Origin of the sequence: Candidatus Pelagibacter sp. HIMB109 (assembly GCF_052048155.1) — a bacterium.
Lineage (GTDB): Bacteria > Pseudomonadota > Alphaproteobacteria > Pelagibacterales > Pelagibacteraceae > HIMB114.
In genome coordinates, this window is sequence record NZ_JBNAIK010000003.1 from 36,286 (window position 1) to 60,000 (window position 23,715).

Sequence of the window (23,715 nt, forward strand, 5' to 3'; positions counted from 1 at the left end):
TTTTTTAGTGATTTAAATTGAACTATTTTTAACATATATCAGTGCAAGATATAAGTAATTATTAAATAAACCATCAACAGGCATGCTTAAAAATATAATAGTTAAAGGGGCTAAAGAACATAATTTAAAAAATCTCTCAGTTGAAATACCGAGGGAGAAATTAGTCATTATTACAGGCTTATCCGGCTCAGGAAAATCATCGCTAGCATTTGATACAATATATGCCGAAGGACAAAGACGATATGTGGAAAGTTTATCTGCATACGCAAGACAATTTTTAGATAAAATGAAAAAACCTAATGTCGAATTAATTGAAGGTTTATCTCCGGCAATTTCAATAGAACAAAAAACAACTTCAAAAAATCCAAGGTCTATAGTTGCAACGGTTACTGAAATTTATGATTATATGAGGGTTTTATATGCAAGGGTTGGTATCCCCTATTCACCATTTACTGGAAAAGAAATAAAGTCTCAAACAGTTTCTGAAATTGTAGATAAAATTTTGGATTTTCCAAAACCATCAAGAGTTATAATTTTTTCTCCAATTGTTAGAGGAAGAAAAGGTGAATATAAAAAAGAATTACAAGCTTTAAAAAAACAGGGTTATGAGAAAGTTAGAATAGACGATAAAATTTATGATTTAGACGATGTACCAACTTTAAATAAAAAAATTAAACATAATATTGATGTTCAAATTGACAAATTTACAAATAAAAAAAATGAAATCAAAAGAATCTCTGAAAGTATTGAATCTGGTTTAAAGCTTTCTGATGGCCTCATTTACGCTGAATATAAAAATGAAAACTTACCTAAGGAACATCAAAAAGTTGAAAAAATTACTTTTTCATCAAAATTTGCGTGTCCTGAAAGTGGTTTTACGATTGAAGAAATTGAACCAAGATTATTTTCATTCAACTCACCATTTGGCGCATGTACTGAATGTGATGGTCTTGGAATGGATTTGTTTGTAGACCCTAAATTAGTAGTACCAAATGATAAAATTACCTTGGCAGATGGTTGTATTAAGCCTTGGTCATCAAGTTCTTCTTTATATTATGCTCAAACATTATCATCATTAGCCAAACATTATAAATTTTCTTTAAGTGATCCCTGGAAGAAAATCCCGAAAAAAATTCAAGATATTATTTTATATGGTTCTGATGATGAGGAAATCAAATTTTCATATGATGATGGTTATGGAAAATATTCTAGTACAAAAACATTTGAAGGAGTTATTACAAATTTAGAGAGAAAATATTTAGAAACTGAAAGTGACTGGAAAAGAGAAGAAATATCTCAATACCAAAGTGAAAAAGAATGTTCTTCTTGTAATGGCTTCAGATTAAAAGAAGAGGCACTTTGCATTAAAATTAATAAAAAAAATATCAGTGAAGTTACAAAATTATCAATAAAAGAAGCTAATCAATGGTTTTTGGATTTGCCTAATATTTTAACAGATAAAGAAAATGAAATAGCAAAACATGTTTTAAAAGAGATAAATGAACGATTAAAATTTTTAGTTAATGTAGGCTTAGATTATTTAAATTTATCACGAGCATCTGGTACTTTGTCTGGTGGAGAGTCGCAAAGAATAAGACTTGCGTCACAAATTGGCTCAGGGTTGCAAGGTGTTCTCTATGTTTTAGATGAGCCATCAATTGGTTTGCATCAAAAAGATAACTCTAAATTGTTAGAAGCCTTAAAAAGATTACGAGATCTTGGAAATTCTGTAATAGTAGTAGAGCATGATGAAGAGGCAATGTTAACCTCGGATCATATAATAGATATAGGTCCCGAAGCAGGTATTAATGGCGGAACTGTAGTTGCGCAGGGAAATATTAACGAAATAAAAAAGAATACAAAAAGTATCACAGGTGATTATCTATCTGGACGGAAATATATATCAATTCCCAAAACTAGACGAACTGCAAAAAATGGAAGATTTCTTCAAATTACTGGTTGCACAGGAAATAATCTACAAAACGTTAACTTGCATATACCATTAGGTACTTTTACATGTGTGACAGGCGTTTCTGGAAGTGGAAAATCAACAGCAGTACTACATACATTATATAGAGCTTTAAATCTAATGATTAACAAATCTTACTCAAGACAGATGCCACAGCCATTTAAAGGCATTAAAGGATTTGAGTATTTAGATAAAATTATAGATATAGATCAATCTCCTATAGGAAGAACACCAAGATCAAATCCAGCTACGTATTCAGGAGCTTTTACACCAATTAGAGATTGGTTTGCTGGTTTGCCAGAAGCCAAAAGCAGAGGATACAAGCCTGGGCGATTTTCCTTTAATGTAAAAGGTGGAAGATGTGAAGCATGTGAGGGAGATGGAGTTATAACTTATGAAATGCACTTTTTGCCAGATGTTTTTGTACAATGTGATGTTTGTAAGGGAAAAAGATATAATCGTGAAACATTAAGCGTAACATTCAAGAATAAAAGTATTGCTGATGTGCTAGACATGAGTGTAGACGAAGGCGTCAGTTTTTTTGAAAATATACCTGTCATTAAAGATAAATTACTCACATTACAAAAAGTAGGACTTGGTTATATGAAAATAGGTCAACAAGCGACTACTCTTTCTGGTGGTGAAGCACAAAGAATAAAGCTTGCTAAAGAATTGTCCAAAAGGTCTACAGGTAGAACTATTTATATCTTAGATGAACCAACAACAGGACTGCACGCCCATGATATAAAAAAATTATTAGAAGTTCTCCAGGCTTTTGTACAAAAAGGTAACACAGTTTTGGTAATCGAACATAATATGGATGTTATAAAAACTGCAGATTGGTTAATAGATATGGGTCCGGAAGGTGGTGATAATGGTGGTCAAATATTATTTCAAGGAAAACCTGAAGATTTAGTTAAAATTAAAAATAGTTATACAGGTGAATATTTAGAAAAAATTATATCAATAAATAAGTCTAAATTAAAAAAGTCTGCCTAAGGTGTTTTGTCTATAACTTCATTCCAATCTCTCTTAACATTAAAAATTAATATTAAAGGTGCAGCAATGAAAATTGATGAATAAGTACCGACAATAACACCCCAAATTAAAGCAAAAGAAAAACCTCTTAATATTTCACCACCAAAAAAATAAATAGCAATTAAAGCTAATAAAGTAGTGATTGAAGTTTTTAAGGTCCTTGGCAAAGTTTCGTTAACAGAAATGTTTATTAAATCTAAGAGATCACTCTTATCATCTTTTTTTAAATTTTCTCTTATACGATCATAAATTACAACCGTATCATTCATGGAATAACCAACTATTGTTAGAATAGCTGCTATTATAGAAAGATTAAATTCAAAACCAATTATGCTGAACGCACCTAGAGTTAACATGACATCATGTAACAAAGCTAAAATTGATCCTAAACTAAACTGCCACTCAAATCTAAGCCAAATATAAAAAAGCATTAAAATTAATGCAATTAAAACAGCATATATACCACTTTTAGTTAACTCTTTACTAATTTTTGGCCCTACCATTTCGACTCTTCTAAAATTGATAGTTTCTGTCAAACTTTTTTCTAATTGTGTTTTTACATTTGGTATGAAGTCACTTTTTCCGCTTTTCTTTTCAAAAATTGCTAAAAAAGTTTGATTGTTACCAAATTCTTTAACTTTAACATCGCCTAATTCTTGTTGAATAAGAGCTTCTCTAATATTTGTAGCTGAATATTTTTTATCAAATTGCATTTCAATGACTGTCCCACCCTTAAAATCAATTCCAAGGTTCAAACCTTTTGAAAAAAAAGAGATAAAAGAAATAACTATAAGCAAAAAAGATAATAAGTAAAATTGCTTATAAAATTTTAAAAAAGAGATGTTTTTATTATAAATGTTAAACATTATATTTTAATCACCTCCCCTTTTTTTGACTTAACATATGAAGCCACAAACAATCTACCTAAGATAAATGTTGTAAATAAAGAAGTAATTATCCCAACTGCCAAAGTAACAGCAAAACCCTTAACTGGACCGCTACCTATAAAATATAATACGATTGCAGCGATTAAAGTTGTGATATTTGCATCTAAAAGAGTAGTTAAAACCCTTTTGTAACCATTATCAAATGCAATCATAATATTTTTTTCAATTAATAATTCTTCTTTAATTCTCTCATAAATTAAAACATTCGCATCAACAGCCATTCCAACTGTCAAAATAATTCCCGCTATACCGGGCAATGTTAATGTGGCTTCAATTAATGTTAATGTTCCTAAAAGTAGAATTAAATTTACTAAAAGTGATATATTGGCAAAAATACCCAATATTCTATAGTTAATTAAAATATAAATTATTACTAAAACAAATCCTATTATTAGTGACATGATTCCTTTGTCTATACTTTCTTGACCAAGGTCTGGACCTACAGTTCTTTCTTCAATTATAGACATTGGCGCAGGTAATGCGCCTGACCTTAGTACAATTGCTAAATTATTAGCCTCCTCTACACTAAAACCACCTGATATTTGACCACTACCAGCTGTTATTGCATCTCTAATTGTAGGTGCGCTAACTACTTGATTGTCAATAACAATTGCCAATCTTCTACCTATGTTATTTTTAGTTGCATAAGCAAATTTTTTTGCGCCAAAATTATCTAATTTAAAATTTACAACAGAGCTATTGTTTATATTGTCAAAACCTGGTTGAGCATCAGTTAAATGTTCACCAGAGAGCACCAATGTTTTCTCAACATTAAATTTTTCTAACTTACTTTTAGAATCCAAAATATCAAAGCTATTACTATTGGCATCATTGTTTGCTAAAAATTTGAAACTTAATTTAGCTGTAGTTCCAATAATTTCCTTAATCCTTTTTGGATTTTTTATTCCCGGTAATTCGATTAAGATTCTCTCTTCACCTTGTGCAATAATTGTTGGCTCTCTTGTTCCCAGTTCATCAATTCTGGATCTAATAATTTCTAAAGACTGTTCCATTGCATTTTTTTTAATCCTTTGAAGATAAGCCGTACTAAAATTTATATTTACAATATTGTCATTAATAACAAATTGCAGCTCTTTATTTGTTTCGTCTACTCTGGAATTAATATCTTTATCATTTAATAGTTTTTCAATTTTATTTTTATTTTCAAGATTTATTTGAAAAGAAATTGTTTGCGAATTATTAATTTTAAAGTTTGTATAATTTATTCTTTCTGATCTAATTTTTTTTCTAATATCAAATGCTTTTGTATCAATTTTTTCTTGAAATAGCGGCTTAGAATCTACTTCTAGTAACAAATAAGATCCTCCTTGAAGATCTAAACCTAATACAATTTTTTTTTCTGGAAATATTTTTGAAGGTGTATTTAAAAAATTTGGTATAAAAAAAAATAAGCCTATTAAAATTGTTAAAGAAATAAAAAAAATTTTTAATCGAGAAAAATATAACACACTTAATTAGTCTTTTGGCTCAGTCTTACTCAAAACTTGAGTGATGGTAGATTTTATTACCTGAACATTTACATTATCAGCTATTTCAACTTCTGCTTTTTCGTTATCAATGACTCGGATAATTTTACCAACAATACCTCCAGATGTAACAACATTATCACCTCGAGTTAGTGCTTCGACCATTGCTTTATGTTCTTTTATTCTCTTTTGCTGAGGTCTTATTAATAAGAAATAAAAAATAACAAATATTAGTATTAGAGGTATAAATTGACCTAATGTTTTTCCATCCATGGCGAAGTGTTTAAACTAATGAATAAATAATTCAACCTATAATTATTGTCTTTCCAAGTAACTCTTTATTTTTTTTGCTATTCCAATGTCTTCAATTTGACTGTTTGAAATATTCATTACAAAATAATCAGTGAGAGCTTTGTCACTAAATTCTAACAATCTCTCAAATTCATCCAAATCATTGGGCAATAAACTTGAATGGTTGTTTTTAAAAAAGCCGCCAAGAACCAAATCCATTTCCTTGGTTCCCCTGTGTGATGATCTAAACATTAATTTTTTTACAAAGTCTGTATTGCTCACAATTAAAATAAATATAAAAATAAATAATATATTCAATGAAAAATAGCTTATTTGACCCTGTGCTAAAGATTAAAGGCATAGGTCCAAAAATACAGAAGAAACTGGAAGAAAAAAATATTTTTAACAAAGTTGATCTTTTACTCAACCTTCCTACTGGTACAATAGACAGAAGATTTTGTCCAAAACTAGATCAATTAGAAATAGGAAAAATATCAACTATATTTGTAACACCAATTAAATATAATTTTCCAAGAATAAAAAATTTACCCAGTAGAGTTTCGTGTGTCGATGAATTTAGTAAAATTGATTTGGTTTTTTTTAATTCAAGAGAGAATTACATTAAACAAACTCTACCTTTGAATGAAGAAGTCGTAATAAGTGGAAAAGTAACATTTTATAAAAATAAATACCAAATTACTAATCCAGATTATATACGCTCAACTGATAAAGGCGCTGATATAAAAAAAATTATGTCAAAATACCCTTCTATATCAGGTGTATCCGATAAAACTTTACAAAAAATTTACAGTGAGGAAGCTGACAATTTATCTAAAATTGATGAATGGCATGACCTAAATTTTTTAAATAAAATGAAATGGTTATCTTGGCCAGAAAGCTTAAAAAGAATTCACAATCCTGTCTACAACGAAGATGTTAATAAAAATTCTCCTTATTATGAACGTTTAGCTTTTGATGAAATATACAGTAATCTTTTGATATTTAATGAAATAAAAAAAAGGTTAGAAAAAATTAAAAAAATACCAAAAAAAATTTCAATAGATCAAATAAATAAAATAAAAAAATTATTACCATTTCAATTAACAGACGATCAAAACAAATGTTTAGATGAAATTATTGAAGACATGAAATCTAATAAAAAAATGATGCGTGTTCTACAAGGTGATGTTGGATCTGGAAAAACTGTACTTGCGTTAATATCATCATATTTAAATTATTTATCAAATTATCAATCAGCTATTATGGTCCCTACTGAAATTTTAGCTATACAACATTACAAATTTTTTCAAAAAATATTCAAAAATCAAGATATCAAAATTGAATTATTGTCAGGGAAAACAAAAATTAAAGATCAAAAAAAAGTAAGAGAAAAATTAAAAAATAATGAAGTAGATGTTATTATTGGTACCCACTCTTTATTTCAAGAAAAAATAGAGTTTTTTAATTTGGGTTTGGTGGTTATTGATGAACAACATAAATTTGGTGTCAAACAAAGAATAAATTTATCTCAAAAAGGATCTAATAATACAGATGTTATTTTAATGACTGCTACACCAATTCCAAGAACATTAATTTTAACAAATTACGGAGATATGAATATTTCAACAATAAATAATAAACCCTTTTCAAATAATAATATTGAAACACTTACCAAGCCGCTAAATAAACTTGATGAGATTATTGATTTTGTAAATAAAAAAATAAATGAAGGTGATCAGATTTATTGGGTTTGTCCATTGATTGAAGAAAGCGAAAAATTAAAATTAACTGCTGCAATCAAAAGATATGATTTTTTAAAAGATAAGATTTCCTGTGATATTGGATTGATACACGGATCACTTTCAAAAAATGAAAAAGATCAAATTATGGAAAAGTTTATAGATGGAAATATTAAATGTATTATTTCTACTACAGTTATTGAGGTTGGAATAGATAATCCAAATGCAAATACAATTGTAATAGAAAACGCAGAAAGGTTCGGTTTGGCTCAATTGCATCAATTAAGAGGAAGAGTTGGTAGATCCGGATCAAAAGCTTATTGTTTATTAGTTTATTCATCATCTATCTCAGAGACTGGTAAGAAGAGATTGAAAATCATGAAAGATTCATGTGATGGGTTCTTTATATCAGAAGAGGATTTAAAACTAAGAGGCTTTGGTGATATAATTGGTTATAAGCAAAGTGGAGAAAAAGATTTTACTATAGCAGATCCATTATATCACTCTCATTTATTTGACTTGGCTAAGGATGAAATAGAAAAATTAGATGAAGAGTCTTATGCTAAATTTAAAATTTTGCTGAAAATCTTTAAAAAAGACAAAGTTTTAAATATTATTGATACTGGTTAAGCTATTTTTTTATATCCAATAGCAGTTTCAAATTCATGTAATCTTTTATAAATCGACCTTAACTCAGTAATAGTTGTCCAGTTTTGGGTAAACAATGAAAAACTGCTGTGAACTCTTGAGAAAGCATTTGATACTTGAATTACAAAACCAAGTGTAATTGCACCTGTAAATAAACCTGGAGCCATAACAAGATAAGGGACTATCACCATAAATTGATCATAAATATTAATCCATATATCGAAGTAGCCGTAGTGTAAAAATAAACGATGATAATTAAATTTAATTCCAGTAAATAATTGAAATACAGTGTCGGGTTTGGCATAATTATCTCTGTCGTCCTCACCATATACCAATTCTTTTCTAAACTTTGCTTCAACTTTTTGATTATTATATTCTAAACCAGGTAATTTTATTCCAACAAACCAACTGATTAATAAACTTCCTAAACTTGTAGCAAAAGCAATCCATACTAAAGATCCTGGAATATTTTTTAAAAAATCAATTTCAACTTTTTCAGACAAGCCCCATAAGATAGGTGTAAATGCAATTAAAGTCATAATAGCTCTAACAATTTGCAATCCAAGACTTTCTACAATTTTAGCAAATCTCATAGTATCTTCTTGTATTCTTTGAGCTGATCCTTCAACCTTTGCTCTTCCAGAGGTCCAATAAGGAATGTAGTCAAAAGTCATTGCCTCCCTCCATCTAAACGCGTAAAGTCTTGTGAAATATGCTGTAAGGGTTGCCAAAATTACATATGGCATTGCCAAATAAATAAATTCAAAAATTTTATCCCAGAATACAGAAATATCGTTTTCTGTAGGTTTTTGTAAAATATCATAAAAACCTTTGTACCATTCATTAATTTTAACTGTAATTGTAACTTGAATTAACAGAGATAGTATTAAAAATAATCCCCCACCCCAAGACCAAAGAAGCCATTTTTTATTTAAAAAGAAACTTCTTAGCATTTATTACGATAGAAAGTTATCTGCGTAAGATTTAATAATTAATTTATTTTTTTTTGGTTCAATAACTTCAAAATTAATATTATTTTTTTTGGCATAGGCTATTGCTTCATCTTTACTTGAAAAAAATAATTTCACTTGAGATTGTGTATCATTAGATGATACCCAATTCATGAGATGGTCATTTTCAGTTTTACTTTTGTTAAACTCTAATAACCATTTATTCGACTTGCCTTTACCGGATTGCATAGCAGACTTAGAAGGAATATAAATTTTTGCTTTTTTCATATTTTTATTTAATGGTCGGGGCAGCAAGATTTGAACTTGCGACCCTCTGGTCCCAAACCAGATGCGCTACCAGGCTGCGCTATGCCCCGATTAAGACTGTTATATACATATTTTATTTATCTTTTAAAGAATTAAGAATTTCATTTTTAATTTCAAAATGATAATAAATACGTCGTGATTACAAAAATTTCTTCATTTTTTAGGTGGTATTTTAAGCACGAAACATCAGCGGGTGTGACACTTCTTGTCATGACTATAATTGCGTTGTTAGTGAGCAATTCACCTTTAAGCGATAGCTATTTCAAAGCGTTAAAAACTTATTATGGTCTAGGTTTTGGTGATTTTGTTCTTAAAATGTCAGTACATCATTGGATTAATGATGCTTTAATGGCAATTTTTTTTCTATTAGTTGGTTTAGAGATCAAAAGAGAATTTGTAGAAGGTGAATTGTCCAGACCAGCTCAGGCTGCACTACCAATATTAGGTGCGGTTGGTGGTATGTTAGTTCCAGCTTTAATTTATGTAGCTTTTAACTATCAAGATCCTTACACAATTAAAGGTTGGGCAATTCCGTCTGCTACAGATATCGCGTTTTCAATTGGTGTTCTTTCATTATTAGGTTCTAGGGTTCCGTTATCATTAAAAGTATTCTTAGTAGCTTTGGCAATCATTGATGATATGGGTGCAGTAATAATTATTGCTCTTTTTTATACTACCGAATTAAATATTACTTTTCTTGGTTTAATGTTTTCATGTTTTGCAATCCTTATGATTATGAACAAAACAAATGTAAAATATTTGTCAGTTTATCTTTTTATAGGATTGTTTATGTGGTTCTTTACTTATAAATCTGGTGTGCACGCAACAATAGCTGGTGTTTTGTTGGCCATAGCAATACCACACAAATCAGATAAATCTCATCACAGGTCAATGTTAAAGCATTTAGAGCATACTTTAGCTCCATATGTTTCTTTTCTAATCATGCCAATTTTTGCTTTCGCAAATGCTGGTGTAAACTTTGATGGAATGTCAATAAACCAATTATTTGAACCTGTACCTTTAGGAATACTTCTTGGATTATTTGTGGGAAAGCAATTAGGTGTGTTTGCTTTTTCTTATGGTGCAATAAAATTAGGTTATGCTGAAAAACCTCAAGGAGCAGGTTGGGTCAGTTTTTATGCAGTTGGAGTTCTAACTGGTATTGGTTTTACAATGAGTTTATTTGTTGGAAATCTTGCATTTCCAAATTCAGATGTAATTGATGGTGTTAAGATCGGTGTTTTACTAGGTTCATTATTCTCTACATTACTTGGGTATACAATGTTGATGTCTTGTACGAAGATCAAAAATGCGACTATTTAATTATTTAATTATATTTCTTATATTTAATGCTGTATCCTATTCATCCATGAAAACAGCCTATGATTTTAGTTTTAACAGTATTGATGGTGGTAAACTAAACCTTTCAGACTACAAAGGTAAAACACTTGTTATTACAAATGTTGCAAGCAGGTGTGGGTTTACAAATCAATATGAAGGTCTTCAATTAATATGGGACGAATATAAAGAAAAAAATGTAGTAGTTATTGGCGTGCCATCAAATGATTTTAATCAAGAGCTAAACTCAAAAGAAGAAATAAAAAAATTCTGTGAAGTAAATTTTGGTATTAATTTTCCAATGACAGATATAACAAAAGTCAAAGGTAAAGATGCACATCCTTTCTATCAATGGGTAAATCAAACGCATGGAAGTAAACCGAAGTGGAATTTTTACAAAATTCTAATCAACAAAGATGGTCAGGTTGAAGATACATTTAGCTCATTTACAAAACCTGAAAGTAAAAGGTTCAGAGCTGCAATTGAAAAAATAATTTAATGGTGGCGGTCCCTAGGGGAATCGAACCCCTCTTTCATGGATGAAAACCATGTGTCCTAACCGATAGACGAAGGGACCTGAACGAGTGTTTTTATTTATTATTAACCTATAATCAATAAAAAAATTTAGTTAATTAATTGAATATCATCAATAATTAGCTCTATTTTTGATTTTCCATTCCATTCATTTAATTTAACTTTCGCTACTAAATTAAACTCTTTCTTAAAATTCATAAGGTAGTTTCCTAAATCTTTATTTTTTGAATTAAATGATATTGCATCAATATAAAAATTTCCTTTATTTAATACAACTTTTACATGATTATTATTAGTTTCTATTACCTTACTTACTTTAAATTTTTCAAAGCCAAATATAGGCTCTCTATTTCCTGAACCATACGGCTCTAAATGATTTAATTTTTCAATTAATTCATCATTAATTGCAGAACTTTCTAGATAACTATCAATTTCAATAATGTTGTTATCTTTATTTTTTTTTAATTTTAAAAAAAGTTTGATTAGTTCACTCTTAAATATTTCAAGTTTATCTGATTTTAAACTAAATCCACCAGCCATAGGGTGACCACCACCTTTTGTGATTATATTTAGTTGTTTGCATTTAGTAATTGCCATACCCACATCAAAACCAAAAATAGATCTTGCCGAACCTTTGCAGTCCTCTCCCTTTTGAGAAATTATAAAACTAGGTTTGTTAAAATGATCTTTTAAACGGCTAGCTACAATACCAATTAACCCTTCGTGCCAGTCATTTTTACTCAAAAAAACAATTGGTTCATCATTATTTTTTTCCGTGATACTAATTGCCTCCTCAACTATTTTTTTCTCTATATCTTTTCTTTTAAGATTTAAACTTTCAAGTTCACTTGAAATTAAATAGGCAGTTTCAGCATTATTTGTTGTTAAAAGGTTATAACCAAGTTCTGATTTACCTATTCTACCACCTGCATTTATTTTTGGACCAAGAACATAACCAACTTCGTAAGTAGACAGTTTTTTTTTAATTTTTGAATAATCTACCAATGTTTTAAGACCTAGATTATGTCTTTTAGATGCAACTTTTAATCCCTGGTAAACAAAGGCTCTATTAAGATCCATTAAAGGAACAACATCACAAACTGTTCCCATCATTACTAAATCAAGCAAATCTAAAAGGTTTGGCTCTTGAACCTTGGCCTTATTGAAATAATAGTTTTCTCTTAAAATTTTGTTTAAACCTACTAAAAAAACAAATAACACCCCGGCCGCACACAAATAATAATAATCACCAGTTTCATCAATTCTATTTGGGTTAATAATTGCGTTTGCAGCGGGGAATGTTTCCTGAGATTTATGATGATCTATTACAACAACATCAATATTTTTTGATCTTGCATATTCAATTGCTTCAAAAGAAGTCGTACCACAATCAAGTGCAATTATTAAGTTTACGTTTTTATTAATAATGTTTGTAAATGTTTTAACAGATGGACCATAACCGTCTTTTTGTCTATCTGGAATAAAAACAAAATGATCTATATTTAATTGTTCAAGATACTTAGACATTATTCCACTCGAAGTTGCTCCATCAACATCATAATCACCAAAAATACATATTTTGTTTTTGTTTTTAATATGTCTCGATATAGTTTCTAGACCTTTGCCCATATCCTTAAAATTATAAGGGTTAGGTAAGAAATTTTTTATTTTTGGATTTAAAAAATTTTCAATATTTTTTTGATTGATATTTCTATTAGCTAATAATCTTGAAGTAAGAAAATCTAGATCGTATTCTTTTGAAATATACTCAGCTAAATTTTTATCAAAATCTTTTAATACCCACTCTTTTCCTTGAACAGAGTGATTGCTCATATATCGTAAGTTTTTTTTACTTTTTTAAAAAATTTTTGCGAATAATGGAGCGCAAATGTTTCTGAATGGTATTTATTATCGTCAATTTTTATACCAGATACTAGTTCTCCGTCTGTAACGCCACTTGAACAAAATATAACGTCACCTTTGACTATATCATTAAGAAAATATTTTTTTTTAAAATCAGTAATACCAAGTTTTTTTGCTCTGGTAACTTCATCATCATCTTCAATTTTCAATCTAGCCTGAAATTGTCCACCAAGGCATTTGATAGCAGATGCAGCCAAAACGCCTTCAGGTGCACCACCAATACCTACATACATATCTACATCTGAATTTTTAAGTGCTGAAAAAATTGATCCAGCAACATCACCATCAGAAATAAGTTTTAATTTTGATCCTAATGATTTTGCTCCATCGATGAAATGTTTATGCCTGTCTCTATCCAGCATGCAGATGCGTATATCTTTTACGTTTTTATTTTTAGCTTTAGCAAGATTTACAATATTTTTTTTTATATCTTCATCAAGATCAACAATGTTTTCTGGTAAATTTGGTCCAACAGAAATTTTGTCCATATATGTATCTGGCGCTTGTAACAATTGACCTTCTTCAGATATTGAAATAACTGATATTGCATTTGGTTGGTTGTTAGCTGCAAGTTTAGTTCCATCTAACGGATCAACTGCAATATCTATTTTTGGCTCTTTAGTTTTTCCCAATATCTCGCCGATATATAGCATTGGCGCTTCATCCATCTCACCTTCACCAATAACAACTTTGCCATAAATATTCATATTATTAAGTTCATTTCGCATTGCATCAACTGCTGCTTGATCTGCAGCATTTTTATCACCTTTGCCTTTTAATAACGAAGATTTGTAAGCAGCTTTAGCGGCTACATCAATAATTTGATCTAAAAGTTTTGGATCTAGCATTATAATTTTTTAAAATCTCTTACTCTAATCATTACAATTTTTTTAAAGAATTTTTTTTGCTTTGATAAAGATTTTAAAACTCTTTGGATATTTAATTCTTTAGAATTATGAGTAATTAGCATTATATTTGCGGTACCTTTTAAAGAAGGTTCTTGTAATAAATTTGAAATACTAATTTTATTTTTTGCTAAACTTGATGTTATTTTTGCTAGAACACCTGGAACATCTTTTGTTAAAAAACGAATATAATATTTAGATTGATGATTACTAAAATTAAATAAGCTCATTCTTTTTTTAGATGAAGGTGACAAGCCAAAAGAAAATTCATCATTGCCGAGCATAATAGATGTTATATCTGATATCACAGCTGATGATGTAGGACCTTTTCCTGCTCCAGGTCCTTCATATATTGTTCTTCCGATTGGTTGACCATCTACTACAATAGCATTAGTAACATCATCAATATTGGCAACATCTAAATTGAATGGGATCAAACAAGGATGTACTCTTTGTTTAATTTTATTTTTTACTCTTTCGGCAATAGCAAGTAATTTAATTTTATACCCAAGTTCTTTTGCAAATTTAATATCATCTATCTCAATATTTCTAATACCTTCGACTAAAAAACCTTTGTTAATAATTTTTGTACCAAAACCTATTGAACTTAAAATTGATATTTTATCTGCAGCATCATGACCATCAACATCAGCTGTAGGATTACTTTCGGCATAGCCCAATCGCTGAGCATCTTTAAGGACATTTGAGAAATTTTCTCCTTTTTGCTCCATTTCTGTTAAAATGTAGTTTGTTGTACCATTTAAAATTCCATAAATATGATGAAGTTTGTTTGCGATTAAACCTTGTTTAATTGATCTGATTATAGGAATTCCACCTCCAACTGCTGCTTCAAATAATAAATTAACCTCATACTTTTCCGACAAAACAGATAAGGCATCTCCATGTTTTGCAATTAATGCCTTATTTGCAGTTACAACATGTTTCTTATTTTTTAATGCATCAAAAACAACTCTTTTAGCTATACCATCAGCTCCACCAATAAGTTCAACAATAATATCAATTTTTGGATCTTTTGTTATTTCAAAAGGATTTTTTTGTAGAACGCTCTTTGATAAGGAAATACCTCTTTTTTTATTTATATTTTTAGCTGATACTTTAACAACATTCAATTTAAAGCCTGTTTTCTTTTGGATATCAGATGAATTTTTTTTAATATTTTTGTAAACTTCTAAACCAATATTACCAAGACCAATAATGCCTATATTAAAAACTTTCATTACACTAAACCCAATTTTTCATCAAATCCAAACCTAATATTTAGATTTTGAATTGCTTGCCCGGCAGCACCTTTTAACAAATTATCAATACTACAGGAAATAATAAATGAGTTTTCTATATTACTCTTGTGGATTGAGATTAATGTTTTATTTGTATTAACTACCTTATCAGTATTAATCATTACTGATTTAAATACTTCAATAAAAGGTTCATTATCATATTGTTTAACAATTGCCTTATACAGCTCATCTAAATTATGTTGTGATTTAATATAAATGGTAGAAAGCATACCTCTAAAAGTAGGTATTAAATGAGGTGTAAACGACACTTCAATTTTTTTATTAGAAAAAACAGATAAATAATGATCAATTTCAGGCATATGTCTATGCTGCCCTACTCCATAAATTGCTATGTTTTCATCTAGATTTGGATATTGATTATTATTATAAATTTTTTTTCCAGCACCTGAGTAACCTGATTTGCTATCAATAATAATATTTTTACTTTCTATTAAGTTATTTTTTAATAATGGGTATAGTGGCAACAGAACAGATGTTGGATAGCAGCCAGGACACGCTATTAAGTTTTTAGATTTTATTTGATCTCTAAAAACTTCAGATAAACCATAAACTGAATTTTTTTGTAATTCTGGACTCTCATGTTTAATTTTATACCATTTTTCGTAAACAGATATATTCGGTATTCTAAAATCAGCTGATAGATCTATAACCACAACATGACTTGAAATATTTTTTACAATTTTATGTAACTCGGCATGTGGTAATGCTGGAAAAAAAACATCACACTCGTTTATTAATTTAATATCAAATTTTCTTAGATCGGGTAAATTTTTAATATTTTTTGGTAATTCTTTGTAAATATTTTCTTCAATGCTATTTTTAACAAAAAGATATTTAATATTTACATTCGGATGGTTGTAAATTTTTTTAATAATCTCTAAACCAACAAATCCTGTTGCACCTGCAATTGCAATGTTTAATTTCTTACTCATATTTTTTAAACTTAAATGTGTTTGAATTTAAAACAATAAAAAACTAAAAGAGTCTTATCTTTTAGAAAACTGGAACTTACGTCTTGCTTTTCTCTGTCCAGGCTTTTTACGCTCAACCGTTCGAGAATCTCTGGTTAGCATTTTATTTTTTTTAACAATTTTTCTTGTATCTGGTGATGTCACTACTAAAGCTTTTGAAATACCGTGTGTTACAGCTCCTGCCTGACCACTCATTCCACCACCTTTCACTGTAGCTACAATGTCATAAATATCTTTTGATTTTGTAATAGTGAGTGGTTTTTCAATAGCTAGTTGATGAACAGGTCTTTTAAAATACTGTGAAAAAACTTTACCATTAACAAAAATTTTACCAGTTCCTTTTAACATCCATACTCTAGCAACTGCATCTTTTCTTTTGCCCGTTGCGTAAATTGCATCTTTTGTGATTTTAATTACTTCCGTGCTCATATTTAATTACTTCTAATATTTTTTTTATTTAATTTTCCAAAATCAATATTTTGTATTTGCTGCGCTTCATGGGGATGTTTCTCCGAAGCATAAATTTTTAATTTAGTTAATTGTTTTTTTGAGAGAGGACCGCCTGGTAACATTCTTTTTACTGCTAATCTTAAAATTTCTTCTGGTTTATTTTTTTCTACAAAATTAACAGGAGTTCTCTCTTTTATTCCTCCTGGCCAACCAGTATGTTTATAGTATTTTTTATCTGTATATTTGCTTCCAGTAAATTTAATCTTTTCAACATTTGTAACCACAACAAAATCTCCATTATCCATATTTGGTGTAAAGGTAGCTTTGTTTTTTCCTCTTAGAATTTTTGAAATTTCTGCAGCAAGTCTTCCTACAACTACATTAGTTGCATCAATGTGAAACCATTTGTTTTCTAATTCGCTTTTTTTAATAAAATCAGTCATGTTGAAGGCTGCTAATTACTGTTTATAAACCGAAGTGTCAATTAAGTTTTGGTTATGATTAGTATAAAAAAGCCCATAAATAGCAGAAGAAATCAGTAAAATTGATCCCATTTGATGGAAGCTTGCTAGATAAATATTTAAACCACTAATAAGGGTTAATATTCCAAGAATTACCTGTAACGCCAATGCCACAAAAATATATTTAAACGGTAATTTTAAATTAGATTTTTTGAAATGAGAAAAATAAATTACTATAGAATAAAAAATTATAAAATATGCTAAAAATCTATGCGCCAACTGAACATAAGAAGGATTGTTTAATACTGAAGATGTTAATATTTTTGTTAATATAATATCATCAGCAATAAAGTTTTCGTTCATTAGAGGCCACGTTTGGTAAAGTAACCCTGCATTCAAACCGGATGTAAAAGCTCCCCAAATTATTTGTAATAAAATTAGTAAAATCATAACAATTATTAAAATTGTCGATTTATTTAACTTAATTTTGAAATTTAATTTTTGATTATTAAGCAACGCCCAAAAAATCATACCATAAATTATAATTGCAAGAGACAAATGAGCAGCCAACCTAAAATGACTAACATCTGTTTCGGAAACAAGTCCACTCTTAACCATATACCAGCCCATAAAACCCTGGGTTAAAAACAAAGCTAAAACAAAAAATAAAAATGTAGATTTATTTCCATGTATTTGTTTTTTAAAAACAAAATATAGCAAAGGAATACAAAATGTTAAAACAAGAATTCTAGCTAATATACGATGTATATACTCCCACCAAAAAATTACTTTAAATGCATCAATTGACATGCCAAAGTTAATTTTTTGATACTCTGGAATTTTTTTATATAATTCAAAGTATTCAATCCACTTTTGATTTGTTAAAGGTGGTAGAATTCCACTAAAAACTTCCCATTCAGTAATAGATAACCCAGAACCGGTTAATCTTGTTAAACCACCAACCCAAATTAATACAACAAGCAAAATACTTGTAGTAAATAACCAGATAAATATCTTATCGTAATTTTGTTGTATTTTTAGCATTTATTTATGTATATTTTTCTTAATGAAAAAAAAAACGATCAAATTGTCACCTGAAAAAAAATTAAAAAAAGTTAGAGAAAATATAGATAAATTAGATTTTCAAATACTAAAGCTGTTATCAAAAAGACGTAAGCAAGTTTTACAAGTTATCAAATACAAGCCTAAAAATAAAATTGTTGATCCCAAAAGAATTTCAAGCATGATAAAAGTTAGAATAACAAAGGGTAAAAAATTGAATATTGAAAGTTTTATTATTAAAAATATTTGGCTGACAATGATTAAGTCTTTTATTCAGCTAGAGAGAAAGAAATATAAATAATATTTGTTATTTACTGTGTGGTGGTAGTTTTTTTTCTACAAACCATTCGTGTTTACGAGTAGCAGGATTATATTTTTTCATTTTTAATTTTTCTTTTGCTTTTTCACCTGCGGTTGGTTTTTTAGCATAATAATAATATTTGCTATCTGGCTTTTCTTCTGGAACCAGTCTAACTTTTAATGAACTTTTTTTAGCCATTTAAATATTTTTTTAACTCTTTAATTTTATTTTTTAAATTTATTAATTTGTCTGTGCTTATATTATCATCAGAATAAGTGTCAACTGGGATATTTTTATTTAGAAGGGCTTTCTTTGAACCTTTTATTGTATAACCTTCCTCTTTAAGAAGTTTTTTAATTTTTTTTACATAATCAATGTTTTTTTCTGAATAATATCTTCTACCTTTATAAATTAAAGAAGGTTTAATTTCTTTAAAATGTTTTTCCCAAAATCTTAATACGTGTGTTTTTTTTTTACCTGTTTCAGGGTCTATTAAACCTACAATTTCACATACTTCGCCAATAGTTTTAAATGCACCTTTTGATTTCATTATTTGTTAATTTTTTTTGATAAAAATTTAGATGGTTTGAATGTAACAACTCTTCTTGAGGAGATTTCTTTCTCCTCTTTTGTCTTAGGATTTCTTCCTATGCGAGCTTTTTTATCCTTAACATCAAAAGAACCAAATAATGAAACTTTTACTTTATTGCCTTCTTCAAAATTTTTAAGGATACTTTCAAAAACTAAATCAACAAATTTGATGCATTCATTTTTAGAAATACCTAATTCTTTATGCGTTAAATCATAAAGATCTTGTCGAGTGACATTATTTGACATTATTATTAATAAAATTATTTTTAATTTTATTAATAAGATTACCATTTAAAATTCTAAATGACAAATCAAGAGAATTGTAAAAAGCGTATGCATCAGCACTACCATGACTTTTAATAACTGGAGCATTTAAACCTAAAAAAATGGCACCATTGTATCTTCTGGGATCTAATTTTTTTTTAATTTCTTTAAATGCAAAATAACTAAAAATATATCCAATTTTTGAAAAAAATGATTTTGAAAATGATTGTTTTATTTCTGTTGTTATAAAATTTGCCGTTCCTTCTGCTGTTTTTAATGCAACATTACCAGTAAATCCATCCGTTACTATAACATGAACTTCTCCATTTTTAATCTCATTACCCTCTACGTAGCCCCTGTAATTAAAATTTAAATTCTTGTTCTCTTCTAATTCAATGTGTGCATTTTTAATTTGGTCATTTCCTTTAATTTCTTCTGAACCTATATTTAGTAAACCGGCAACAACATTATCTTTGTTATAAATAGCCTTATATAATTCAGAACCCATAATAGAAAACTCAACAAGATTTTTATCTGAGCATTCTACATTCGCTCCCAAATCTAAAACAATGCTATAGTTTTTGAAATTTGGCCAAATACCCGCGAGTGCTGGTTTATCTAAACCTTCAATCATTTTTAAGATCAACTTAGAGATTACTAACAATGCACCAGTATTTCCTGAGGATACCACAATATCGCTTTCTCCATTTTTAACCGATTCAATTGACATCCACATACTTGTTTTTTTACCAAGCTTAATAGCATCTCTTACAGAAACATTGCCCGGCACTTTTTCTGGCGCATGAATAATTTTTGAATTATTTTTATTAATATTTTTATAATTATTAATTATTTTTTTAATATCGAATTCATTTCCATATAGATTAAAATTAACATCATGTTGTTTGTTTTCTTTAAAAAAAAGATCAACTCCTGCTAAAACTTTTTCTGGTGCATTGTCCCCGCCCATTGCATCGACTGCAATGTTAAATTTTTTTGACATTTTAAATTAGTTTTTAGGCTTAAAAATCTGTTTACCGTTATACATACCAGTAGTTTTATCTACATGGTGAGAAAGGCGAAACTCTCCGCTTTTCTTATCTTCAACAACATTTTTGAAATCGACGGCAAGATGAGATCTCCTCTTTCCTCTTCTAGCAACTGATAGTTTTCGTTTAGGTACAGCCATAATTATAATGAGCGGTTAAATATCATTATACTCAACATTATCAACAGCAAAATATTTATTTAAAAACTCAATAAAATCATCTTTTTTTTCAATTTTTGAAAAATATTTCATTAAAATATCAGTTTTTTGGATAGTTGTTAAATTAGAATAGTTTTTAAAATCAATTAAAATTGAATAAAATTTAGTTACTATTATTTTCATTTTTTTATTTACAGACATATCTCCATAACCAAGTTCTCTCAAATCAGTTTCGATCCTATTAAAAATATAATCAAAAAATATTTGATAATTTTTGTCATATCTTGACATATTATTAAAAATTTTTGATAAAAATATTAAAAATAACATTAATTTATTGCTCAAATCATCTGATAAGTAATTTTTAAATATATTAGGATTTCTAGAATCTGTTAATGTTTTATTGTATAAATTTTCTATGTTCATATTAAAAAAATTATTTATTGTTTTATTAACACTAATTTTGACATCTTGTACATTAAACAAAATAGATAATGTTCATGGAGTTTCTAATTTAAAAAACAAAATTAAGCTAATCAAAATTTCAAAATCAAATAAAAATGATGTAAAAAAAATCTTAGGACCTGTCAAAATTGAAGAGTTAAAAGAAAAAAAGTGGATATACTTTGAAGTTAGAGAAACCAAAACTAAATATGGAAAAAAAGATATTTATGTGAATGATTATGCAGAGATTTTTTTCAATAAATATGGAATAGCTAGTAAAATAGAGTTTTATGATTTGAGCAAAATGAATAAAATTAAATTTACAAAGGATAGAACGCAAACTCTGGGTGTCAAAGACACATTCTCCAAAAACCTCTTAAACTCAACAAGAAAGAGATTGGAGAATGCGCGTAAAAAATTTAAATAATAATTTTTATTACTTAATGAGCTATTATTGCTAAAAGCAATAATGCAACAATATTAGTAATTTTTATCATTGGGTTTACTGCAGGACCAGCTGTGTCTTTATATGGATCGCCAACAGTATCACCAGTAACCGCAGCCTTGTGAGCCTCAGAACCTTTGCCTCCAAATTTACCATCTTCGATATATTTTTTAGCGTTGTCCCATGCTCCGCCACCTGCTGTCATAGAAATTGCAACAAATAATCCTGTTACGATTACACCTAATAACATCGCACCTAAAGCAGATAATGCTGATGATTGATCCGCAATATTTAATACGATCAGATAAACAGCTATTGGTGATAACACTGGTAAAAGAGAAGGAATAATCATCTCTTTAATTGCAGCTTGTGTTAACAAGTCAACAGCTCTTGCATAATCAGGTTTTTGTTTTCTTTTCATGATACCAGGCATTCTTTTAAACTGTCTTCTGACTTCATTAACAACAGCACCACCCGCTCTACCAACAGCTTGCATTCCCATTGAACCAAAAAGGTATGGTAATAAACCACCAATTAATAATCCAACAACAACATAAGGGTTTGATAAATCAAAACTTACTTTGATACCGCTTAATGCTGAATCTGCTTGGGCAGAAAAGTATTTAATATCTTCCGTATAAGCAGCAAATAAAACTAATGCACCTAAACCAGCTGAACCAATTGCGTAACCTTTTGTTACAGCTTTTGTAGTATTTCCTACAGCATCTAAAGCATCAGTAGTTTTTCTAACACTTGATGGTAATTTAGACATTTCAGCAATTCCACCAGCATTATCAGTTACGGGTCCATATGCATCTAGAGCAACAACCATTCCTGTTAATGCAAGCATACTAGTAACCGCAATTGCAATTCCAAATAAACCAGCTAACGAATAAGTAGTTATAATTCCAACAACAATAATTAATGCCGGTAACGCTGTAGCTTCCATTGAAATAGCTAAACCTTGAATTACGTTTGTACCATGACCAGTTGTTGAAGATTGAGCGACGGATTTTACAGGTCGGTAATCAGTTCCAGTATAGTATTCTGTAACCCAAATTATTAATCCGGTAATAATTAATCCAATTACAGCACAATAGAATAAATCAATACCTTGGAAAGATAAGTTTCCAACATTTAGAGTTTTTTCTAATCCGATAATACTGTCAGTTACTGGATACATAGCTACCAAAGATAAAACAGCTGTGGCAACGAAACCTTTATATAATGCTCCCATTACGTTTTTACTTCTTCCCAATCTAACAAAAAAAGTTCCAATGATAGATGTTAAGATACAAACACCACCGATAGCTAAAGGATAAACCATCATGCTAGAATTTCCTGTAAAGAAAATTGATGCTAAAACCATTGTAGCAACAACGGTAACAGCATATGTTTCAAATAAATCTGCAGCCATTCCTGCACAATCACCAACGTTATCACCTACGTTATCAGCTATAACCGCAGGGTTTCTTGGATCATCTTCTGGAATTCCAGCTTCAACTTTTCCTACTAAATCTGCTCCTACATCAGCACCTTTAGTAAAAATACCACCACCTAATCTTGCAAAAATTGATATTAATGAAGCTCCAAACCCAAGAGCGACTAACGCATCAATAATTTCTCTTTCAGATGAATTTATAGAAACTAATAGTTTATAATAAACTGTAATAGCTAATAATGCTAAACCAGCAACCAACATTCCGGTTACCGCTCCAGATTTAAAAGCAATATCTAAACCTTTTGCTAAACCTTTTCTACTTGCTTCAGCAGTTCTAACGTTAGCTCTTACAGAAATAATCATTCCAACATAACCTGCAACACCTGACAAGGCTGCACCAATTAAATAACCTGCAGCTACTAATGGACTAAATAGAACAGTGATTAAAACCAATACTACTGCTCCAACTAATGCTATCGTCTTGTATTGTCTGTTTAAATATGCTTGAGCTCCTTCTTGAATAGCACCTGCAATATCTTGCATGGTTTTATTACCTGCGCTTGCTTCTAAAATTTGCTTACTTGCGATCCAACCATATGCTACAGCAGCAACACCGCAAAGAACAACATAGTCTAGAATAATTATATCTGATGGGTTCATTTA

The 23,715-nt window shown here is 29.1% G+C and carries 26 protein-coding genes and 2 tRNA genes; 6 read left to right on the forward strand and 22 right to left on the reverse strand.

Going from position 1 to position 23,715, the window contains the following annotated elements; translation table 11 throughout:
- Nucleotides 1-82: 82 nt before the first annotated feature.
- Nucleotides 83-2,968: an excinuclease ABC subunit UvrA gene (uvrA, locus tag ACTTAQ_RS02810; protein WP_440695375.1), complete on the forward strand. Its 2,886-nt coding sequence runs from the start codon at nucleotides 83-85 to the stop codon at nucleotides 2,966-2,968.
- Here uvrA and secF read toward each other — a convergent pair.
- The 4 genes from secF to ACTTAQ_RS02830 are packed head-to-tail and all read right to left on the reverse strand — an operon-like array spanning nucleotide 2,965 to nucleotide 6,014.
- Nucleotides 2,965-3,873, reverse strand: a complete 909-nt coding sequence (secF, locus tag ACTTAQ_RS02815) for a protein translocase subunit SecF (protein WP_440695377.1) — start codon at nucleotides 3,871-3,873, stop codon at nucleotides 2,965-2,967. The two genes, uvrA and secF, sit on opposite strands and share 4 nt — an antisense overlap.
- Nucleotides 3,873-5,423, reverse strand: a complete 1,551-nt coding sequence (gene secD, locus ACTTAQ_RS02820) for a protein translocase subunit SecD (protein ID WP_440695379.1) — start codon at nucleotides 5,421-5,423, stop codon at nucleotides 3,873-3,875. Before secD ends, secF begins: the two co-directional genes overlap by 1 nt.
- 6 nt (nucleotides 5,424-5,429) lie before the next feature.
- Nucleotides 5,430-5,714, reverse strand: coding sequence for a preprotein translocase subunit YajC (gene yajC, locus ACTTAQ_RS02825; protein ID WP_440695380.1), 285 nt, complete (start codon nucleotides 5,712-5,714; stop codon nucleotides 5,430-5,432).
- A 42-nt stretch (nucleotides 5,715-5,756) separates the two neighbouring features.
- The gene (locus ACTTAQ_RS02830; RefSeq protein WP_440695382.1) at nucleotides 5,757-6,014 is read right to left on the reverse strand and encodes a succinate dehydrogenase assembly factor 2; all 258 of its coding nucleotides are present in this window, start codon (nucleotides 6,012-6,014) and stop codon (nucleotides 5,757-5,759) included.
- 35 nt (nucleotides 6,015-6,049) lie between these two features.
- Here ACTTAQ_RS02830 and ACTTAQ_RS02835 point away from each other — a divergent pair, with 35 nt between their 5' ends.
- Nucleotides 6,050-8,101: an ATP-dependent DNA helicase RecG gene (locus ACTTAQ_RS02835; protein ID WP_440695384.1), complete on the forward strand. Its 2,052-nt coding sequence runs from the start codon at nucleotides 6,050-6,052 to the stop codon at nucleotides 8,099-8,101.
- On the opposite strand, the gene ACTTAQ_RS02840 is transcribed toward ACTTAQ_RS02835, so the two are convergent.
- The 3 genes from ACTTAQ_RS02840 to ACTTAQ_RS02850 all read right to left on the reverse strand — a co-directional run bounded on the left by ACTTAQ_RS02840 (nucleotide 8,098) and on the right by ACTTAQ_RS02850 (nucleotide 9,446).
- Nucleotides 8,098-9,072, reverse strand: a complete 975-nt coding sequence (locus ACTTAQ_RS02840) for a putative transporter (protein WP_440695386.1) — start codon at nucleotides 9,070-9,072, stop codon at nucleotides 8,098-8,100. The genes ACTTAQ_RS02835 and ACTTAQ_RS02840 overlap by 4 nt on opposite strands.
- Before the next feature lie 3 nt (nucleotides 9,073-9,075).
- Nucleotides 9,076-9,357: an ETC complex I subunit gene (locus tag ACTTAQ_RS02845; RefSeq protein WP_440695389.1), complete on the reverse strand. Its 282-nt coding sequence runs from the start codon at nucleotides 9,355-9,357 to the stop codon at nucleotides 9,076-9,078.
- 12 nt (nucleotides 9,358-9,369) lie between these two features.
- A tRNA-Pro gene (locus ACTTAQ_RS02850) sits at nucleotides 9,370-9,446 on the reverse strand.
- Between the two features lie 85 nt (nucleotides 9,447-9,531).
- Between ACTTAQ_RS02850 and nhaA the strand changes: the two genes are divergently transcribed.
- Nucleotides 9,532-10,719: a Na+/H+ antiporter NhaA gene (gene nhaA / locus ACTTAQ_RS02855; RefSeq protein WP_440695391.1), complete on the forward strand. Its 1,188-nt coding sequence runs from the start codon at nucleotides 9,532-9,534 to the stop codon at nucleotides 10,717-10,719.
- A complete protein-coding gene (locus tag ACTTAQ_RS02860) occupies nucleotides 10,706-11,233 on the forward strand; it encodes a glutathione peroxidase (protein WP_440695393.1) in 528 nt (175 codons plus the stop codon). The genes nhaA and ACTTAQ_RS02860 overlap by 14 nt, the downstream gene beginning before the upstream one ends.
- 3 nt (nucleotides 11,234-11,236) lie before the next feature.
- Here the strand turns inward: ACTTAQ_RS02860 and ACTTAQ_RS02865 are convergent.
- The 8 genes from ACTTAQ_RS02865 to ACTTAQ_RS02900 form a co-directional block, all read right to left on the reverse strand.
- Nucleotides 11,237-11,311, reverse strand: a tRNA-Glu gene (locus ACTTAQ_RS02865).
- 47 nt (nucleotides 11,312-11,358) lie between these two features.
- Nucleotides 11,359-13,101 (reverse strand): single-stranded-DNA-specific exonuclease RecJ, encoded by a 1,743-nt coding sequence (gene recJ / locus ACTTAQ_RS02870; protein ID WP_440695395.1) that lies wholly within the window; start codon nucleotides 13,099-13,101, stop codon nucleotides 11,359-11,361.
- Nucleotides 13,098-14,039, reverse strand: coding sequence for a class II fructose-bisphosphatase (glpX, locus tag ACTTAQ_RS02875; protein WP_440695397.1), 942 nt, complete (start codon nucleotides 14,037-14,039; stop codon nucleotides 13,098-13,100). Before glpX ends, recJ begins: the two co-directional genes overlap by 4 nt.
- Nucleotides 14,039-15,334, reverse strand: a complete 1,296-nt coding sequence (locus ACTTAQ_RS02880) for a homoserine dehydrogenase (protein WP_440695398.1) — start codon at nucleotides 15,332-15,334, stop codon at nucleotides 14,039-14,041. The genes glpX and ACTTAQ_RS02880 overlap by 1 nt, the downstream gene beginning before the upstream one ends.
- On the reverse strand, nucleotides 15,334-16,347 hold the full coding sequence (gene argC / locus ACTTAQ_RS02885; RefSeq protein WP_440695401.1) for an N-acetyl-gamma-glutamyl-phosphate reductase: 1,014 nt from the start codon (nucleotides 16,345-16,347) through the stop codon (nucleotides 15,334-15,336). Before argC ends, ACTTAQ_RS02880 begins: the two co-directional genes overlap by 1 nt.
- Before the next feature lie 54 nt (nucleotides 16,348-16,401).
- Complete coding sequence (gene rpsI, locus ACTTAQ_RS02890; RefSeq protein WP_440680142.1) at nucleotides 16,402-16,815, reverse strand: 30S ribosomal protein S9; 414 nt, start codon at nucleotides 16,813-16,815, stop codon at nucleotides 16,402-16,404.
- A 2-nt stretch (nucleotides 16,816-16,817) separates the two neighbouring features.
- Nucleotides 16,818-17,279 carry a 50S ribosomal protein L13 gene (rplM, locus tag ACTTAQ_RS02895; protein ID WP_440680144.1) on the reverse strand — a complete coding sequence of 154 codons (462 nt, stop codon included), beginning with the start codon at nucleotides 17,277-17,279 and terminating at the stop codon, nucleotides 16,818-16,820.
- Nucleotides 17,280-17,294: 15 nt separating this feature from the next.
- Nucleotides 17,295-18,341, reverse strand: a complete 1,047-nt coding sequence (locus ACTTAQ_RS02900) for a COX15/CtaA family protein (protein ID WP_440695403.1) — start codon at nucleotides 18,339-18,341, stop codon at nucleotides 17,295-17,297.
- Nucleotides 18,342-18,363: 22 nt separating this feature from the next.
- Between ACTTAQ_RS02900 and ACTTAQ_RS02905 the strand changes: the two genes are divergently transcribed.
- On the forward strand, nucleotides 18,364-18,660 hold the full coding sequence (locus tag ACTTAQ_RS02905) for a chorismate mutase (protein ID WP_440695404.1): 297 nt from the start codon (nucleotides 18,364-18,366) through the stop codon (nucleotides 18,658-18,660).
- A gap of 6 nt (nucleotides 18,661-18,666) precedes the next feature.
- Here the strand turns inward: ACTTAQ_RS02905 and rpmG are convergent, their stop codons facing one another.
- From rpmG to ACTTAQ_RS02935, 6 genes are read right to left on the reverse strand one after another with little or no spacing between them, the layout of a single operon-like run.
- Nucleotides 18,667-18,858 carry a 50S ribosomal protein L33 gene (rpmG, locus tag ACTTAQ_RS02910; RefSeq protein ID WP_009360193.1) on the reverse strand — a complete coding sequence of 64 codons (192 nt, stop codon included), beginning with the start codon at nucleotides 18,856-18,858 and terminating at the stop codon, nucleotides 18,667-18,669.
- Nucleotides 18,851-19,210: a MerR family transcriptional regulator gene (locus ACTTAQ_RS02915; protein WP_440695406.1), complete on the reverse strand. Its 360-nt coding sequence runs from the start codon at nucleotides 19,208-19,210 to the stop codon at nucleotides 18,851-18,853. The genes rpmG and ACTTAQ_RS02915 overlap by 8 nt, the downstream gene beginning before the upstream one ends.
- On the reverse strand, nucleotides 19,210-19,497 hold the full coding sequence (locus tag ACTTAQ_RS02920) for an integration host factor subunit alpha (RefSeq protein WP_440680152.1): 288 nt from the start codon (nucleotides 19,495-19,497) through the stop codon (nucleotides 19,210-19,212). The genes ACTTAQ_RS02915 and ACTTAQ_RS02920 overlap by 1 nt, the downstream gene beginning before the upstream one ends.
- Entirely contained in the window at nucleotides 19,487-20,518 is a 1,032-nt protein-coding gene (gene plsX, locus ACTTAQ_RS02925; protein ID WP_440695408.1) for a phosphate acyltransferase PlsX, read from the reverse strand. The genes ACTTAQ_RS02920 and plsX overlap by 11 nt, the downstream gene beginning before the upstream one ends.
- Before the next feature lie 6 nt (nucleotides 20,519-20,524).
- Complete coding sequence (gene rpmF / locus ACTTAQ_RS02930; protein WP_440695410.1) at nucleotides 20,525-20,704, reverse strand: 50S ribosomal protein L32; 180 nt, start codon at nucleotides 20,702-20,704, stop codon at nucleotides 20,525-20,527.
- Between the two features lie 15 nt (nucleotides 20,705-20,719).
- Complete coding sequence (locus ACTTAQ_RS02935; RefSeq protein WP_440695412.1) at nucleotides 20,720-21,148, reverse strand: ubiquinol-cytochrome C chaperone family protein; 429 nt, start codon at nucleotides 21,146-21,148, stop codon at nucleotides 20,720-20,722.
- On the opposite strand from ACTTAQ_RS02935, the gene ACTTAQ_RS02940 reads away from it, so the two are divergent.
- Nucleotides 21,141-21,593 (forward strand): hypothetical protein, encoded by a 453-nt coding sequence (locus ACTTAQ_RS02940; RefSeq protein ID WP_440695414.1) that lies wholly within the window; start codon nucleotides 21,141-21,143, stop codon nucleotides 21,591-21,593. The genes ACTTAQ_RS02935 and ACTTAQ_RS02940 overlap by 8 nt on opposite strands.
- 13 nt (nucleotides 21,594-21,606) lie before the next feature.
- Here ACTTAQ_RS02940 and ACTTAQ_RS02945 read toward each other — a convergent pair whose 3' ends face one another.
- A complete protein-coding gene (locus tag ACTTAQ_RS02945) occupies nucleotides 21,607-23,712 on the reverse strand; it encodes a sodium-translocating pyrophosphatase (protein WP_440695416.1) in 2,106 nt (701 codons plus the stop codon).
- Between the last annotated feature and the right edge of the window lie 3 nt (nucleotides 23,713-23,715).